18 protein-coding genes are annotated in these 16,965 nt (G+C 63.2%); 9 read left to right on the top strand and 9 right to left on the bottom strand.

Features of this window, described 5'->3' with window-relative positions; translation table 11 throughout:
* Positions 1-75 precede the first annotated feature (75 nt).
* On the top strand, positions 76-933 hold the full coding sequence (locus THL1_RS13145; RefSeq protein ID WP_237234799.1) for a F510_1955 family glycosylhydrolase: 858 nt from the start codon (positions 76-78) through the stop codon (positions 931-933).
* Positions 934-1,100: 167 nt separating this feature from the next.
* On the opposite strand, the gene THL1_RS13140 is transcribed toward THL1_RS13145, so the two are convergent.
* From THL1_RS13140 to THL1_RS13120, 6 genes are all read right to left on the bottom strand, one after another.
* Positions 1,101-1,991 carry a hypothetical protein gene (locus tag THL1_RS13140; protein WP_069083677.1) on the bottom strand — a complete coding sequence of 297 codons (891 nt, stop codon included), beginning with the start codon at positions 1,989-1,991 and terminating at the stop codon, positions 1,101-1,103.
* Between the two features lie 93 nt (positions 1,992-2,084).
* A complete protein-coding gene (locus THL1_RS13135; protein ID WP_069083676.1) occupies positions 2,085-2,645 on the bottom strand; it encodes a fasciclin domain-containing protein in 561 nt (186 codons plus the stop codon).
* 77 nt (positions 2,646-2,722) lie between these two features.
* The gene (locus THL1_RS13130) at positions 2,723-3,460 is read right to left on the bottom strand and encodes an anti-sigma factor (RefSeq protein ID WP_069083675.1); all 738 of its coding nucleotides are present in this window, start codon (positions 3,458-3,460) and stop codon (positions 2,723-2,725) included.
* Complete coding sequence (locus tag THL1_RS13125) at positions 3,457-4,011, bottom strand: sigma-70 family RNA polymerase sigma factor (protein WP_069083674.1); 555 nt, start codon at positions 4,009-4,011, stop codon at positions 3,457-3,459. The genes THL1_RS13130 and THL1_RS13125 overlap by 4 nt, the downstream gene beginning before the upstream one ends.
* Before the next feature lie 131 nt (positions 4,012-4,142).
* Positions 4,143-4,349, bottom strand: a complete 207-nt coding sequence (locus tag THL1_RS30630) for a GDCCVxC domain-containing (seleno)protein (RefSeq protein WP_083245877.1) — start codon at positions 4,347-4,349, stop codon at positions 4,143-4,145.
* A gap of 42 nt (positions 4,350-4,391) precedes the next feature.
* Positions 4,392-4,733 (bottom strand): mercuric transporter MerT family protein, encoded by a 342-nt coding sequence (locus THL1_RS13120; protein WP_069083673.1) that lies wholly within the window; start codon positions 4,731-4,733, stop codon positions 4,392-4,394.
* A 74-nt stretch (positions 4,734-4,807) separates the two neighbouring features.
* Here THL1_RS13120 and THL1_RS13115 point away from each other — a divergent pair, with 74 nt between their 5' ends.
* From THL1_RS13115 to THL1_RS13085, 7 genes are all read left to right on the top strand, one after another.
* Positions 4,808-5,206, top strand: coding sequence for a MerR family transcriptional regulator (locus tag THL1_RS13115; protein WP_069083672.1), 399 nt, complete (start codon positions 4,808-4,810; stop codon positions 5,204-5,206).
* A gap of 629 nt (positions 5,207-5,835) precedes the next feature.
* A complete protein-coding gene (locus THL1_RS13110; protein ID WP_069083671.1) occupies positions 5,836-7,119 on the top strand; it encodes a CmpA/NrtA family ABC transporter substrate-binding protein in 1,284 nt (427 codons plus the stop codon).
* Between the two features lie 14 nt (positions 7,120-7,133).
* Positions 7,134-7,991, top strand: a complete 858-nt coding sequence (gene ntrB, locus THL1_RS13105; RefSeq protein ID WP_069083670.1) for a nitrate ABC transporter permease — start codon at positions 7,134-7,136, stop codon at positions 7,989-7,991.
* A 79-nt stretch (positions 7,992-8,070) separates the two neighbouring features.
* Entirely contained in the window at positions 8,071-8,862 is a 792-nt protein-coding gene (locus THL1_RS13100; protein WP_069083669.1) for an ABC transporter ATP-binding protein, read from the top strand.
* 541 nt (positions 8,863-9,403) lie between these two features.
* The gene (locus THL1_RS13095; RefSeq protein WP_069083668.1) at positions 9,404-10,651 is read left to right on the top strand and encodes an alginate export family protein; all 1,248 of its coding nucleotides are present in this window, start codon (positions 9,404-9,406) and stop codon (positions 10,649-10,651) included.
* A gap of 135 nt (positions 10,652-10,786) precedes the next feature.
* Complete coding sequence (locus THL1_RS13090; protein ID WP_083245876.1) at positions 10,787-11,980, top strand: methyl-accepting chemotaxis protein; 1,194 nt, start codon at positions 10,787-10,789, stop codon at positions 11,978-11,980.
* Complete coding sequence (locus tag THL1_RS13085) at positions 11,977-12,654, top strand: hypothetical protein (protein WP_237234798.1); 678 nt, start codon at positions 11,977-11,979, stop codon at positions 12,652-12,654. The genes THL1_RS13090 and THL1_RS13085 overlap by 4 nt, the downstream gene beginning before the upstream one ends.
* Positions 12,655-12,683: 29 nt before the next feature.
* Here THL1_RS13085 and THL1_RS13080 read toward each other — a convergent pair whose 3' ends face one another.
* From THL1_RS13080 to THL1_RS13070, 3 genes are all read right to left on the bottom strand, one after another.
* Positions 12,684-13,436 (bottom strand): hypothetical protein, encoded by a 753-nt coding sequence (locus THL1_RS13080; RefSeq protein WP_069083666.1) that lies wholly within the window; start codon positions 13,434-13,436, stop codon positions 12,684-12,686.
* A 190-nt stretch (positions 13,437-13,626) separates the two neighbouring features.
* Positions 13,627-15,045 (bottom strand): DUF5666 domain-containing protein, encoded by a 1,419-nt coding sequence (locus THL1_RS13075; protein ID WP_237234797.1) that lies wholly within the window; start codon positions 15,043-15,045, stop codon positions 13,627-13,629.
* Entirely contained in the window at positions 15,042-15,896 is an 855-nt protein-coding gene (locus tag THL1_RS13070; RefSeq protein WP_069083665.1) for a DUF6502 family protein, read from the bottom strand. The genes THL1_RS13075 and THL1_RS13070 overlap by 4 nt, the downstream gene beginning before the upstream one ends.
* A gap of 163 nt (positions 15,897-16,059) precedes the next feature.
* On the opposite strand from THL1_RS13070, the gene THL1_RS31195 reads away from it, so the two are divergent.
* Positions 16,060-16,752 (top strand): hypothetical protein, encoded by a 693-nt coding sequence (locus tag THL1_RS31195; RefSeq protein WP_335721734.1) that lies wholly within the window; start codon positions 16,060-16,062, stop codon positions 16,750-16,752.
* Positions 16,753-16,965 lie beyond the last annotated feature (213 nt).

Here is a 16,965-nt window from a genome sequence, read left to right as displayed (position 1 = left end):
TCAACGAATGATCCTGGAGGACTGACAATGCAACTGAAACAGCGACTACACCGAGCGATGACGCTCGGATGTCTGATGGCCTTCGCGCTGCTCACCGCGTGCGGTGACGCGGCGGTTACCCTTACGCATGTGCATGGCCTGGCATACAGTCCGGACGGTCAACGGCTATCGATTCCCAGCCACCACGGGCTGGCCATCTACAGCGCCGGACGCTGGCGCAAGGCCGCCGGACCGGAACACGACTACATGGGCTATGCCGTGACCCGCCGGGCAATCTACAGCAGCGGTCATCCGGCCCAAGGCAGCGGCCTGACCAACCCCTTCGGCCTGATCAAGAGCAGCGATGACGGCCGCACCTGGCAACAGCTGGGCCTGCAGGGCGAGGCGGACTTCCACCTGCTGGCCGCCGGTTTCGACAACGGCGCGCTGTATGTTTTCAATGGTCGGCCGAATTCGCGCATGAGCGCGCCCGGCCTGTACTTCAGCCTGAATGGCGGCCTCAACTGGCAACGCGCAGCCGCGCAGGGGCTATCTGAAGCGCCCGTCGCCCTGGCGGTGCATCCGACCGACAGCAAAGTAGTCGCACTGACGACCAGCACCGGCTTGTACGTGTCACGCGATGCCGGCCAGAGCTTCCAGGCCCTCAGCCAGGGCGAACAGACCGTGGGCCTCGCCTTCAGCCTGGACGGTAACAGCCTGTGGTTCGGTAGCTACGGTAACGGCGCGAAGCTGTCGAGGCTGGAGCTTGCGACCGGCCAGGTTACCCCGCTCAGCGTGCCCGAGCTGAAAAAAGATGCCGTGGCCTACCTGGCACAAAACCCGACCCAGCCGCAGGAGTGGGCGATGGCCACCTTCAAGCGTGACGTCTACGTGTCGAAGGATGGCGGCAAATCCTGGAGCGCCATTGCCAAGGCCGGTCAGACGCTGAAATGACCGCGTAGCGGGCCTTGGCAAGCAGGTTGAGATTAGAGTTCTGGCGTAGCCCAGCAAAGTGGCCCACAGATGACCGGAGAAGCCCGTCAGCAGGCGGGAAGCCATACATCTCGGCGTACAAAGCGATGATGACGGCCTGCACCAAGCTGGCGCCGGTAAGGCTTGCCTCAATGCGAGAACTGCCGTGAATCAAAGAACAGGAAGAAGTTGCTTGGCACGTCCGCCGAAGCCTTGCCGGCGCTCTGTGCGGCACGCAGCGCTTCGACCGAGTTGAGCATTTGCCCGGAAGGCGTCAGCCCATTCACATCCGGCCAGAAATTGGCGTCATTGATCAATACGACCACGATTTGCCACCACACGGCGCCGAAGTTGGCACCGCGAATGATGTGACTGTGATTGGGCAGCGGCACGTTGACGGGGTGCTTGTCCGGGTTCTTGCCCAGCGCCGTCAGCACCGGCCCCAGGTCCACCTGCTTGGGATGCATGGTGCAGGTGCCGAAGTCCCCCTTGTGCTGGGTCAGCGGCTGGCCTGGCTCCGGACATTGCACCGCCACCTGCGGTGTCGGGTTGAAGGCTTCCGGGACGAAGCCGAACAACTGGCGCAACGCCGCCGTCAACTCGGGAGTGGCCGCCTCACCGCCCTTGTCGAAAAAAGGCACGATGACGAACAGTTTCTCAGTCTGCCCAACGGGCTTGCCCGCCGGGTCCAGACCCGATTGAACGCCCACTACGCAGCCCGAGGTTTGCCCAGCACGGGGATCACCCGTCTGGAACTGGTCCGGGTCGATCGCGGCGACCTTGGGGTTGCCCTGGGCATCGGTGTTGTTGTCGAAATTGTCGAAGGGGCCGTGCACGCAATCGAAGTTCTGGAAATAGGTAAAGGCAACCAGGCGCTCGTTGCCGAAGCCATCGGTCTGGTTAACCGCAATGGGACGCTGCGGATCGGACAGCGAAGCGGCCAGGGTCAACTCACTGGCGAGCAGGCCCGCGGCGAGCAAGGCCATTAGCAGAATGAGCGGCGCTCTGGTGGGAAACATTTGGCGGATGGAGGTACGCATGATGGAGTTCCTCGCAGAGGGTGCTGCTAGCACCGAGGGGGCAGTGGGTTGTGGCGGGGCCGCAAAGCTGGGCGGCTCCGCCACAACTCCGGGCTACTTGGGCATCAGCACCTTGTCGACCACATGGATAACGCCGTTTGACTGCTTGACGTCGGCAATGGTGACGCTGGATGTGATCCCCTTGGCATCGGTGATCCACAGCATCTTCCCGTCATCCTTGATGGTCAGCGGCTCACCTTCCACGGTGGTCAGCTTGATCCAGCCACCGCCTTTCCTGATCGCGGCCATCAAGTCGTGGGCGCTGTAGTTACCGGGCACCACGTGGTAAGTCAGGATCTTGCTCAGGGTCGCCTTGTTGGCAGGCTTCAGCAGGCCGTCGACGGTCCCCGCCGGGAGTGCGGCAAAGGCTTCGTTGGTGGGAGCAAAGACGGTGAACGGGCCCTTGCTGTTGAGCGTGTCGACCAGCCCCGCGGCCTTCACGGCGGCCACCAGGGTCGTGTGGTCCTTGGAGTGCATGGCGTTCTCGACGATGGTCTTGCTGGGGTACATGGGGGCGCCGCCAACCATCACGCTCTCTGCAGCAAGGGCGGGCAAGGCGCTGCTCGTGGCGACGACGAGAAAGACGGTAGCCAGGCTATGACGAATCAGGTTCATGGTGCATCTCCGTAGTTCAAGTAGGCGTCCAATCGAGACGCGTAGAAGGTACGGAGCAACTCGCTGGCTGGATGCACTCAGAAACTGAAGATTTCACCCTTGGCGATGACCGGTCCGGTGGGTTGTCCAGTGGGCGAACCACCGGGGGGCTCTAGCGAGACGGCGAACAGGGTCTTGGGCTGGGCGCTGTCCTGCAGGTTGGGCGGTATCGCCAGACTCAGCGCGCGGTCGCTGGCGAGCAGGCCCAGGGAGACGGGTTGTTGCCCCGGGGCAATCAGCCAGAGCTCCGCCGCCCTATCGACCAGGTCGACGGGAGCGGTGGGGATGATGACGAGCCGCTCCCGTGACGGATCAACTGTGACCGCGAATACCGCTTGGCCACTGTCCAGTTGCAGCGTTGCGGCGAGAGTCGGCTGCGAAGTAATTCCGATGGGTAGGCTGGACCACAGCATCACGCTGCCCAGGACCAGACTCAGGGCCAGGCCGCCCACACCGGCCCAGCGCCACAGTGCGAGGTTGTCCCAGAAGGTGGCCGGTTTCTCTGCCGGCACCGGCCTTTGGCGCGCCGGTGCCGTCGCCAGGTCCAGCTGGGCCTCGATCCTCGACCACAGGTCATTCGGTACAGGAATCGGCTCAATCTCTTCGACCAGGGGCGCCAGACGCTCCTGCCAGGCGGCGTGGCGTCGGGCGAACTCCGCACTGCTCGCGATCTGGGCTTCCACGGTTTCACGTTCCCGGGCGTTCAGCACGCCCAGGACGTATTCGGCGATCCGTAAATCGTCGTCGCGGTCGGTGGGGGCGTCGGTGGGGGTCATCGTTCCAGACACTCCTTGAGGCGTAGCAAGCCCCGTCGAATCCAGCTCTTCAAGGTTCCCAGAGGCACGCCGCTACGTTGGGCCAAATCCTCATAGGTGCAGCCGTCGAAGAACGCCGTACGGATCGCCGCGCGTTGCTTTTCCTCCAGGCTGCCCAGGCAGCGGTCAAGGCGCAGCCGCTCGACATCCATCGCGACGGCGTCCTCGATACGCTGGGCGCCCGACACGGGCTCGAGCAACTCAAGCGGCTCGTGATGCCGTTGGGTGGCAGCACGCAGTCGGTCGATGGCCTTGTTGCGGGCGACCATCGCTAACCAGGTGATCGGACTGGCCCGTTGGTGGTCATACTGCGCGGCCTTGTGCCAGATGGTGACATACACCTCCTGGAGCACATCTTCGGCGTCGCTTCGTTGCGGCAGCATGCGCAGGCAGATCCCGAACAGCTTGGCCGACGTTAGCCGATACAGCGCGGCGAAAGCATTACGGTCTTGCAGAGCGACGGCAGTCAGTAGCCCTCCCAGGAGTTGTCCGCTTTCGTCGGTATCCCGCATCGTGATGCTCCTGGCGCTTCAAAGACCTCGAGTTTCACCAAGCTGAGTCCAGCCTTGGGGCTGCGTCAACCTCCAGGGCGGCTGGTCTTGTTCTACCCACAGTGGCAGCTCGCCAGCCAGCAAGGGGCGCCTTAACGTTCCTGCTGTCGCTGGCGTGGCGGACACTTCACGGAACCATAGGAGCAAAAGACGCAGCAATCGCCGGGTTTGGGCCGCAGGACGGCCTGGCAGCGACTGCATATATGGAAGTACTGACAGGCGTCCGTGGGCATGGTCATCCGCATGATGAAGCCACAGTTCGGACACCTAAGGTCGGAATCGAGCGTGATGCCAGGCATTCTGACCTCCGGTCTGTCGAGGAGGTGGGTGAAACGCTGCGCTCAACGGAACAGGGGCGCAAGCCAGGGCGCCGCAAGCAAGCCCAGCACCAGGGTTGCCGTCCACCAGAACCAGCGCCGCTGGCGTGCCAGTGCGCATCGCTGGGCACGCGACCAGTTCGCCGCATAGGCCGGCAACAGATAAAGGCGATTAAGCGCAAAGCCCAGGCAAAGCAAAGTTAACCCGACCAGCAAAGGTCGATAAGAGGACACGGTGGTCAGGTACAGCGCCCAGGCTCCGACCCCCAGCGCCATCAGGATTGCGGGTCCGTAGCAGCACAACGACGCCCCCATCCCAGTCAGCACGCTGGCGAACAACGCGCGGGTCACCGTGATGAAGGCCATGACATTTGCCTGGGGAGGACCTGCCTCTCAACTAGTCTAATGCCTGTACCCAGGTACGGATTCAAGGGGCGACGATGACCGAGCGACTCAGTATCGGCAGGGTGGCGGCGTTGGCCGGCGTTGGGGTCGAGACAGTGCGCTATTACCAGCGCCAGGGCCTGCTGGAACAGCCGGCCAAGTCGGTGGACGGGCAGCGGCGCTATACGCCCGACCAGGTCAAGCGCCTGCGCTTCATCAAGCGGGCCCAGTCTCTCGGGTTCACCCTGGCAGAAGTAAGCAGCCTCCTGGCGCTGGCCGATGGCCGCTGCTGTGCGGATGTCCGGTCACTGGCCGCTCACAAGGCACAACTCATCGAAGCGAAGCTGACTGCGCTGGCGGCGATGCATCGGGCTCTGAATGAGCTGATACGCCAATGCGATGCGAACACAGGCGATGTGAACTGCCCGATCATCGAACTCCTGATCCAGGATTGATCCAGGACGACGAGCAAGGTCGCTGGCCTCGACCTACTTAACCCGGACTTCTCCAAGTTCTTTGTCAGTTGGCTTGGTGGACCGGGAAAGCCTCTCAAGTAGCGGAAATTTGCCACGAACACACGTAAGCAAGTCGGATGCCTGGCGGGATGAAATGCTGGAACACCGAAATGTAATTATTGGCCACGCTGGTCTGAGCCTGCGAAGCCCAACATTCCCTGGCAACAAGCTCGAGAGCGCTGCGCACTCTTTGTTGGGCTTCGCTTCGCTCTCCACCAACCTACAAAATCCGCACTAGGCGCTATACGCCGGACGAACCAAAACTGTTCAGGCTGCACAGGCTTCGCACGTCAATGGACCACTTGGCCACTCAGCTCTGCCGTAGCACATGAAGGGCAAGTCGCTGATTTACAAGGTAATCGTAGGCTACCAAGGCACGCATCGGTGTCGTTCACCTGATGACAGGAGAATCTGGCAAGGCCTTTGCACGTCCCTCGACAGATTCCTGCGTAGCGCGCCAACGGCGGTGGGCCGCGGATCTCGGACAACGGCGTCCGTCAGAGCTCCTCCCCTTCTCGGGAGCTCTGGCGTACGCCGTTTTTGTTTTGCCTTCCGACAAGGACAACACCATGAGCGAACGTGATTCCAAAGACCCGGTGAACAACAGCCGCCGTAACTTCCTCAAGCAGTCCATCGCCATCGCCGGCACCGTCGGCGGCGTGGCCGCCCTGGGGCTTTCCGCCCCCGGTTTCCTGCGCAGCGCGGCCTGGGCCGCTGGCTCGGACGCCCCGGAAAAGGCCGCCCTGAAGGTCGGTTTCATTCCCCTGACCGATTGCGCCTCGGTGGTGGTCGCCGCCACCCAGGGTTTCGCCGCCAAGTACGGCCTCACCATCACGCCCAGCAAGGAAGCCTCCTGGGCGGGTGTGCGCGACAAGTTGAACACCGGCGAGCTGGATGCCTCCCACGTGCTCTACGGCATGATGTACGGCTCCCAACTCGGCGTGGCCGGACCGCAGAAGAACATGGCGGTGCTCATGGGGCTGAACCAGAACGGCCAGGCCATCACCCTCTCCCGCCAGTTGAAGGAAGCCGGCGTGACCAACGGCGAACAGCTCGCCGCTCATATCAAAAAAGGCGGCAACCCGCTGACCTTCGCCCAGACCTTCCCTACCGGCACCCATGCCATGTGGCTCTACTACTGGCTGGCCAGCTATGGCATCAACCCCATGACCGATGTGAAGACCATCACCGTGCCGCCGCCGCAGATGGTCGCCAACATGCGCGTCGGCAACATGGACGGTTTCTGCGTGGGCGAACCCTGGGGCGCGCGGGCCATCTTCGACAAGATCGGTTTCACCGCCACCACCACCCAGCAGATCTGGGCGGACCACCCGGAGAAGGTGCTGGGTTGCTCCCGCGAGTTCGTCGAGCAGAACCCCAATACGGCGCGGGCCCTGGTGATGGCGCTGCTCGATGCAAGCCGCTTTATCGAGGCCAGCGTGGAAAACAAGAAAGCCACCGCCAAACTGATCGCCGGCAAGGCCTATGTGAACGCGCCGGTGGACGTCATCGAACAGCGCTTCCTCGGACACTACGAGGACGGCCTGGGCAACAAATGGGATGACAAGCACGCCATGGCCTTCTGCAAGGACTGCCAGGTGAACTTCCCCTACCTCTCCGACGGCATGTGGTTCATGACCCAGTTCAAGCGCTGGGGCCTGATCAAGCAGGACCCGGATTACGCGGCCGTCGCCGCCCAAGTCAACCAGACCAGGCTGTTCAGCGAAGCGGCCAGCGCCCTCGGCCTTCCGGTGCCGACCACCGCCATGCGCGGCAGCACCCTGATGGACGGCAAGCTGTGGGACGGCTCCAACCCCGCCGCCTACGCGCAATCCTTCGCCATCAAAGCCTGAACCAGGAGGCCACCATGAATGCTCCTTTGAACACGCCGTTGCCGGCGGCAGCCAAGGCTGTACCCAGCAACGCCCCGCGCCTGGCCTGGCCCGGCGCGGAGACCTTCCGCAACCTGGCGCGGGCACTGGTCCCGCCTCTGCTCGGCCTGCTGTTGTTCGTCGGCCTCTGGGCCCTGGTCGCGGCGCGCAGCGAGGGATTGCCGGGACCACTGTCGACCTGGCATTCGGCGCTGGAACTCTTCGCCGATCCCTTCTACGACAACGGCCCCAACGACATGGGCATCGGCTGGAATATCCTGCACTCGCTGGGCCGGGTCGGCCTGGGCTTCGGCATGGCCGCGCTGGTGGGCATTCCGCTGGGTTTTGCCATCGGCCGCTTCGCCTTCCTCGCCGGGATGCTGTCGCCCATCATCAGCCTGCTGCGGCCGGTTTCCCCGCTGGCCTGGCTGCCCATCGGGCTGCTGGTGTTCGAGGCCGCCGGCCCCGCGTCGATCTGGGTGATCTTCATCAGCTCCATCTGGCCGATCATCCTCAACACCGCCGCCGGGGTGGCCAGCGTGCCGCAGGACTACCTCAACGTGGCGCGGGTGCTGAAGCTCTCCGAGTTCAAGGTACTCACCCACATCCTCTTCCCCGCCGTGCTGCCGCACCTGATGACCGGCATCCGCCTGGCCATCGGCGTCGCCTGGCTGGTGATAGTGGCGGCGGAAATGCTCACCGGCGGCACTGGCCTGGGCTTCTGGGTGTGGGACGAATGGAACAACCTGAACGTCGAGCACATCCTCATCGCCATCATCATCGTCGGCCTGGTAGGCCTGGCCCTGGAGCAGAGCCTGCTGTGGCTGGCCAAGCGCTTCGACTACACCAACTGAGCATTCCTCTAGGAGCGAGCTCTGCTCGCGAACCGCATTCGCGAGCAAGCTCGCTCCTACCAAGAGCAGGAGAACCCTGATGGACAAGTTCGTCGAGCTGACCGGTGTCAGCAAGCATTTCGATACCCGCAAGGGCCGCTTCCAGGCCCTCAGCAACGTCAACCTCTGCATTGCCCGCGGCGAGTTCGTCTCGCTGATCGGCCACTCCGGCTGCGGCAAGTCCACCGTGCTCAACCTCATCGCCGGCCTGCTGGACGCCAGCGAAGGCGGGTTGATCTGCAACGGGCGGGAAATCGATGGCCCCGGCCCGGAGCGCGCGGTGGTGTTCCAGAACCATAGCCTGCTGCCCTGGATGACCTGCTTCGGCAACGTCTACCTGGCGGTGGAACGGGTCTTTGGCGCTCGCGAAAGCAAGGCCCGGCTCAAGGAACGCACCGCGGCGGCGCTGCAGATGGTCGGTCTGGACCATGCGGCGCACAAGCACCCCAACGAGATCTCAGGTGGCATGAAACAGCGCGTGGGCATCGCCCGTGCGTTGGCGATGGAACCCAAGGTACTGCTGATGGACGAGCCCTTCGGCGCGCTGGACGCCCTCACCCGTGCCCACCTGCAGGATGAGCTGCTGCGCATCGTCGGCGAGACGCACAGCACAGTGGTGATGGTCACCCATGACGTGGACGAGGCCGTGCTGCTCTCCGACCGCATCGTGATGATGACCAACGGCCCGGCGGCTACCGTCGGCGATATCGTCAAGGTCGACCTGGATCGCCCCCGCGAGCGCCTCGCCCTGGCCAACGATGCCCGCTATCACGAGTACCGCACGGCAGTGCTGGAGTTTCTCTACCAACGCCAGCAGCGCCCCGCCGCCTAGGGAAGGCCCTGTAGGAGCGAGCTCTGCTCGCGAAGGAGGCTGGTTCGCGAGCAGAGCTCGCTCCTACGAGGGGGACATACCTCGAAAAGCGCCGCCGTCCTGCTGAAGGACAGGCGGCGTTTTTTCTTGGTTGTGAACAGCCGGTAGCCCGGATGAAATCCGGGGAAAGTCCAACCGCCGCTCCCGGATTTCATCCGGGCTACGAGGTGCCAGCCTGTTGCGAAGGCGGGACGCCCCTTGCGCATTGCCGCCTGCTCACATGCCCCATGCGGGGGCCCTGGTAGCGTACCTCGCACCCGTCCAATGCAGCCTGGCCCACGAATGTGCAGGGCTTAATCGCGAAATGTTCTTTCCGCTGAATAAAGTCCTTTTAAATCAGCCCTTTGAGCAAACTGGCACAGTGCCTGCTTAGACCTTCCCCGGTCAGCACAACGGCGTGTCTGCCACTCAACCGACAACGACGTCGCGGAACCCCCTCCCCATCAGGAGCGCGGGCACCGTGGCGTTTTTTTTTGCGCTTAACAGACTCAGGAAGACCGCTATGCACATGCTGAAACCCGCCCTGTTGTCGCTGGCCGTTGCCGGCACCAGCCACGCCGCCCTGGCCGCAGAAAACATTAGCAACCTGTTCACCCAGGGCAAGCCGATCCTCGATGCCCGCTATCGCTTTGAAAACGTCGATCAGAACAACAACCTGCGTGACGCCAATGCCCAGACCCTGCGCACCCGCGTCGGCTTCCAGAGCGGCAAGTGGTACGGCCTGTCGGGCCTGGTGGAAGTGGACAACGTCAGCCGCCTGGGCGATGCCGCCTACAACAGCACCCGTAACGGCCAGACCCACTACACCATGGTCGCCGACCCCGATGGCACCGAAATCAACCAGGCCCTGCTGCGCTACGACCAGGCCTTCGGCAGCGCCGTGCTGGGTCGCCAGCGTATCAATCTGGACAACCAGCGCTTCGTCGGCGGCTCCGCCTGGCGGCAGAACGAGCAGACCTACGACGCGGCCCTTGGCCAACTCAAACCCCTCGACGGCCTGACCCTGACCTACGCCTACCTCGACAACATCAACACCATTTTCGGGCCGGAAAACGGTCGCTTCGACAACCGCACCAACCCGGCGAACATCGAAGGCCACAGCCACCTGTTCAACGCCCAGTACCTGGTGATGCCCGAACTCGCGGTAACCGCCTACAGCTACCTGCTCGGCCTGGACAACATCGCGACCACCGCCGCCTCCCCGCTGGGCAGCCTGTCCAGCAGAACCCACGGCCTGCGCCTGAACGGTGCGCGGGGCGGTTTCAGCTACGTGCTGGAGTACGCGCGTCAGCAGGACTACGCCGGCAACCCGCTGGACCTGGACAGCGAGTACTACCTGGCGGAACTGGGGTATGTCTTCAAGGGTGTGCAGTTAAAGGGCGGCTACGAGGTGCTGGGAGGCGACAGCGGCCCAGGCAACCGTGCGTTCCAGACTCCACTGGCGACCAAGCACATCTTCCAGGGCTGGGCCGACCAGTTCCTGACCACGCCGGCCGACGGCATCGAGGACGCTTACCTGGGGTTCACCGCGCCACTGGCTGGCGGCAGCCTGCAAGCCTGGTACCACGACTTCGACACCGAGCAGGGTAGCGACGACTACGGCAGCGAGATCGACCTGTCCTATGGCCATCCGATTCCGGGCGTGAAAGGCCTGGCCGGACTGGTCAAGTACGCCAGCTACGACTCGAATGATCGAGCCCGCACGGTCGATACCGACAAGCTCTGGGTGCAGGTGCAATACACCTACTGACGAACCCCGGCCCGTAACTGGTGGGCCATCGGTGTGCGGGCTCCTGCGCCCCACACCGACCTGGCCTGCCAGGTTGCAAGGACGCAGCACGACCCTGAACGAAGGACAGCCTTCACTCCACCTGGGAATCCGACCATGAGCAATCTCGCAGACTCCGGTGAACCTGTTATCGATGGAGCGACCCGACTCACTCGGGACATCCAACGAACGCCTGGGCAACGGATGCCCTGTCTGCCATTCGAGCCAGGTATCGCCCTGGTTGCCCGCATTCAGGACGGCGCGTGGCTGCCCATCGGTACCGCACTTGGCGCTGCGGCCTGCGCGTACGCAGCTCAGCCGGTAATGGCCCTTGGGCTTGTCCTGGGGACGCTCTACCTGGCCCTCTCCCTGCATCTGCATCAGGTGCGCCAGCGCTGCAGCGAGGCATTCTGGTTCGATGAACTGGCGCGCCTGCTCCGGTCCCGATCTGCCAACGATGAGGCGGCGCTTTTGGTCGCGTGCAGTGAACGACTGCGCGGTACGGATCGCCTGAACAGTGAGGTGCGCTTTGCCAGCCAGGCGCTGGAGCAGCTGGCGCAAAAGGCCAATGTCCAGGGCAGCGAGCAAAGCCAGCGGGTGAACATGATCGCGGCCGCCAGCGAACAAATTGAACGCAGCCTGGCCAGCGTCGACGAAATGGCCAACAGCGCCCGGTCGGATTTCGCCGCAGCGCATATCCAGGGAGAGGATGGATGCCGGGCGGCGCGGGAACTGGGGTCAGGGATGGCCGACATACGCAGCAGCCTGGGCGATACCGCCCGCGCGGTGACGCAATTGCTGCAGGGCACCGCACTCGTCGAGCAGTCAGTGCAAGGAATCCAGGATCTGGCCAGGCGAACCCAGCTACTGGCCCTGAACGCCTCGATCGAGGCTGCCCGTGCCGGCGAGCAAGGTCGCGGTTTCGCGGTGGTGGCGGATGAAGTCCGGCAGATGGCAACGGCTACCGACAAGACCACGCGCGAGATCATCTCGGCGGCCACGGCCATCGCAGGGGCCGTTAACCAGGTGAGCAAGGAGGTCGAGCATCACCGCGAACTGCTGGAGCGTGGCAGTGGGCAGAGCAACAGCCTCGCCGAGAGCCTTGACCGGCTGGCCCGCAAGAGCCAGGAAAATCTGCAGCGCTTCGACAACATGCAACAGGCGCTGGTCGAACATCACCAGGCGAACCAGTCCCTCGGTGAACAACTGCAGCAGATCAGCACAAGCCTGCAGGTGCAAAGCAGGCAAACCCATGACCTGCATGACCTGACCCGCTACCTCACCCGACTCACAGGCGGAGCGACGCCATGATCATTCAGACCCTGCCCGCACTGGCCGTTCTGGCCGCCCTGGTCGCAGCGTGCATGGCCCTGCAGTTGGACGATCGACGCCGGCACAAGCGTAAGCGAGATGAGCTGAGCGCCATATTGCAGTTGGGCCTGGTGCTCATGCAGGGCGTCCAGCGTCATCGTGCGCTAGGTGGCCAGGTCAGCAGCGAGGCCACACACAATCGTCGGAAGCTTGAAGCCCAGCTGGAACACTCCTGGCGTGCCTGGGGAGACGCTGGAGGCTACCGGGCCTGGCAAGTCCTGCTGCGTACTCCAGAGGACTTCGACGGACACTGCCGCCTGCTGGAGAACCTGCTTGCCCACATCCAGCACCTGGATTTGCAACGCTGCCACCTGCTGAAACTGACGCCGGTGGTCGCCGAGCGCTGCTGGCAAGTCGAAGAACTCGGCCGGCTGCGGGGCCTGTCGATTCGTGCGGCCGCCCAACAACACTGCCCATTGGAGCTTCGCATCCAGCTGCAGTACCTGCACGATCGCCTTCTGATGAATGCGGACGTGGCCCTTCGCACGGCGCTGGCACGCCTGACCGATGACCTGCTGGACGTAAAGCGAACCACTCTTCAGCCTGCCGAACTCTATGCCTTGTTCACTCCGTTGATCGACACGCGAATCGAAGCCATACAAAGCAGTATCTGATTTCCTGGGCACCTCCAATCGCAATCAATTCAGAACGAATGGCTGAGCAATAACCCACCGCCGGAGTCGGGGCTGGAATCGGAAAAACCTTTGAGCGCATAGAGCTGGACCTTCCAGGTGGGGCTGAGCCTCTGGGTCAGAAACAGAGTGAATTCCTGGGTTTCATCGCCATCGGAGCTCACCTTCTGTCGCCAGTCATAGACCGCTCCCACGGACGTTGCAGGCGCAAGTCTGCTAACCAGTCCGAGCGACGTAAATATCGGATCGCGGAAATCAGAGTCCGCGGGGTCGCCGAATTTCTTCCAGCCGAGCGTGGCAAAACCGCTGATAACGCCAAAGGTCTGCACGAGGTCGATCTGGGCGGAGTAATCGGTCTTGCCGGTTCCGAGGCAGTGGTCCTCATTGGCGGTCGGTAATTTGACCTTGCCAATCAGGTCCACCATCAGCCCATCACCCCGACTGCCGTCCAACAACGCAAAGTCCGCACTGGCCACGGTGTCCCCCAGACCGCTTTCAATGCTGCCGCAATCCCCCGACAAAGGTTCGCCATCCGGCCCCACCGAGGGATTGGTGATGCGCAGGTACGGGATGGTCAATTTGTAGATCATGGGGCCGGTTTCGTACTTGGCGATCACCGGGACATACCAGGTCTCACTGGTCGTCGGAGTTCCATACCTCCCCCGCGAGTAATCAACCCCTGTCGAAACCGTGAACTCTTCGGCCAGGATTGGTGTGGCCAGGAACGCCAAGAGGCCTGGCAAGGTCACGCAAGCGGTTCTCATTGTTTACCTCGTTGCGATCCAGACATCGACATGCACATGACGATCCTTGACTGGCCTGACGATGGGACCTCCCTAGCGCACGGTTACCGCTACTCCCCCGACCAGACGAGCTGGGGCGACAGCTCGCCCTGCATAGCTTAGCCGGCTATTGGCTGTGCGCTTGGGTCTATGCCTGCGATACGTTCGGGCGTTAGTTGGGCCCGGACCGGTCGACCCGCTCCACCTTTTCAACATGCTCTGGTCGCTCGACCCGCTCTATGCGTTCAACCCGCTCCGGTTTATCAACGCGGTCCGGTCGTTCGATTCGCTCGATTCTCTCGATCCGTTCGACCCGCACACCGTTCTCGAAGATTTCAATCCGCTCACGTATTTCAAGACGGCCATCGGACTCGCGTGTCTCTATCCTCTCACGCCGCTCCAGCTCGCCGGAGGCGGACTCCTGTGTACGCTCGATCCTCTCCCTCGTTTCGCCATCCTCGGTCCGCTCGCGTGACTCATTGCCGTCCTGGCCGGAGCCCCCTTCTTCATGCTGCTCCGTTTCTGTCGTAGACGAGCCGTGGTGTCCCGAGCCCTGCCGAAGGGAGGATGGAGGTTGCTCCTGGGCGAACTCGATACGCGCGGCCCGGATATCGCGCCCTTTGCCGAATACCCCGCTCACCCGGACGCGTCGATCGACTGCAAGGTCGGCGGCCAGCCCGCCGGAATAGGCCGTACTGCGATCCACATAGGCAGTAAATCCACCAACTTCAATGCGATTGCCCTGCTGGGCGCGCACCAGGCCTTCCACCAGCGCGTTACGCACCCGTCCGGCGAAGGGCATGCCGGGGTCGCTACGGGTCTGGACAACATTCAGCTGCCTGCCATTCCAGGTCCCGCGAACCAGGACCTCGTTACTGGGTGCCAGCGGCTTGCTGAGGGCCAGCCCCTGCAGGTCACCGGCCCGTTCGATGGCGCCAATGGCGCTGGCCTGCGCCAGGTTCGGCGCGCGATCGATCCGACTGGCAACGACTTCGCCGCGTGCATTGCGCAATCCACTGACCCGTACCGGCTCACCGATGCGCAGCCCTTCCGCCACACGAGCGCCCGAAGCGAAGTGAACAGGCTGCCCCATCACGCGCATGGAGGCGGATCCAGCAGCCACATTCGTAATCGGACCTTCATAGGCATGCAGGATCGCAATGCTGCGAGCCTGTAGCCCGCGGGCCGAAGGCCCAGCTTCCACCGCCACGACTTGACCGATAGCCAGCTGGTCACTGCTGGCGGGTACGCCGTTCTCGCTGAGCGCAACTTTGTTGTCGAAATGTACTTCCACGCCGTTGACACAGATGGAACCAAAGCCCGTGATGGTGCCGACAATGCCCGTACCACCGATTCCACCGTCGTCGGCCGGTGCCCCGGTGCCGCCGATCCCGCCATTGTCGGCGCGCGCGCCGGTACCACCGAGTCCGCCGTTATCGGCGGGCGCACCGGTACCGCCAATGCCGCCGGTGGCAACCGCCCCTGTTCCGCCAATGCCGCCCGGTTCAAGGCAAACGGGAGCTGCACTCAGCGGCAGGAATGGGCCGCACAGGAGAGCTAAGGCGCACAGGAAGCGAGAGGCAGTGTTCATGACGAACTGGCCTTGGGAGGGGTGGAAATCGCGGGTGGGTTGGGTTCAGCGTAGAAGTAAAGGCCGATGGTGATGCGTTGCCTCGCTTCGGGGGGCGGAACGTCTCGCTCCTCCAGCTCGGCAGCCAACTGGTTGAAGCCGATGAGCACCTGCATGCCTTCAACCTTCACGGCTTCACGCAGTTGGCTAACAGCGGCGGGAGACAGGCTGTCGTAGTGGACACTACGCTCGAAGAAAGGCTCTCCGGCTTCGGTCAGGTTGAACACGGCGGCGCAGGCATGATCATGGAGGTTGTGCCGGAAATAGGCGGCCTTTTCGTCAAATCCACGCTGCGGAATGAACGCCATCGTTTCCAGGTGGACCTGGTCCTGCTCGTCCATGCGAGCGATGCCCAGGCGCAGCCATTCATCCAGCACCACACGAGCGCGGATGTCCGTGCTGACCTGAGCCACCAGTGAATCAAACGAACACTCGCCACCGTTGCTGGCCAGGCGAGCCAGCGGCAGCGGGCTACCGGGCTTCTCGCAGAACGGCGAATTGTTGAGCCAGACACTGACCAGGTGAGCCCCAAACGAAATGACCCTGGGCAAGCTGGCCTCCTGCTCGGTCGCCTTGGCCCGCAGGCGCCTCACATCCTTGCGATGCACCCCCGTCAGCAGGCTTATCCGGCTGTCAGTCGGAGGCTTGTCGCCCAGGCGAAACTCGCGCTCGGCGACATCGACGAATACCTCCTTGAGCAGCTCGGCAAAGCTGTTATAGGTGACCCCTTTTTTGAGCATCAGCCTGACTAAAGGGCGCATGACATGTTGCAGCGCCGACAGTAAAGAGGGAGGCAAAGTGGGTAATTGCATTCAAGGCATTCCTCAAAAACAGTGCCGAGAGGGAAAGCGCCGTTGAGTGGTCACCCAGCGCTTCGCCCGAGATTCTCTGCAAATCCACCTCCATCGTTTAGAGCATAACAACCGGCTACGCCATCAACCCCGCGCCACAAAACCCGGAGGAACTCCGGGTTTTGTGAACGACCGGCTCGACAGTTCAAGTCCCGGAACGGTCGTCGCCCGGCTCACCACCTGCGTGCGCGCCACGATCGTCACCGACATCATGGTCGGGGCCGTCATCCGCGCCCTGGCCGACTCCGTGGGCCTCGCCTACGTCATGGTCGGCTCCATCATCCGCCCCATGACCGACGCCATGGGCCTCACCTACATCGTGGTCGGCACCGTCATCCGCGCCGTGACCGACGCCGTGCGGTCCACCGGCCTCGTGATCTGCGGCATTGTCATGACCACGCCCGCTGTTTGCGCTCCCAGGTCCGCTATTGCTGCCGCGGCCTCCGCCGTCTCCGTCGCCACTGTGACCGCCGCCATCACCGCCTCCATCACCGCCGTGGCCGCCTCCGTGGCCACCTCCGCCACCACCACTGCCGCCGCCTCCGTGCCCGCCTCCGCCGCCTCCGCCGCCTCCGCTACCACTGCCGCCACCGCCGTGACCGCCACCACCACCGCCGCTACCACCACCGCCGCCGCCACCGCCTTCTTTGGCGTAGACACTGGAGAAGCTACCGATGTAATCAGGTACCAGGACCGTCGATGCCGACAGGACTCCGCCAATTGCCAGAGCCAGCAAACATTTCTTGAGGAGCATGATGAACCTCCGCTTGGAGTTGCGTGGTTGCTTCCGAACAGTAAATACCTCGTCGCCCATTAGGGCGGCCCGCCAACCAGTGCGGCCAACTCTCTGCAGCGAACAGGCAACTGCGGTTTCCGCACGATCCTTCTGAACCAGTCGGCATTGTTGCGTGGGAAATTTTCCCACAACTTGAGATTAGTGCTGTCACCCCGAGTGTCAACGACCGGCTATCAGGACACACCACGCATGGGCTGACGGTGAGGAAAGCGAACCACCTCGCCGAGGCTATTG

It is taken from the genome of Pseudomonas sp. TCU-HL1 (assembly GCF_001708505.1).
Taxonomy (GTDB): Bacteria; Pseudomonadota; Gammaproteobacteria; order Pseudomonadales; family Pseudomonadaceae; genus Metapseudomonas.
The sequence above is the reverse complement of the archived record's forward strand: the minus strand, read 5'-3'. Positions and strand labels throughout refer to the sequence as shown.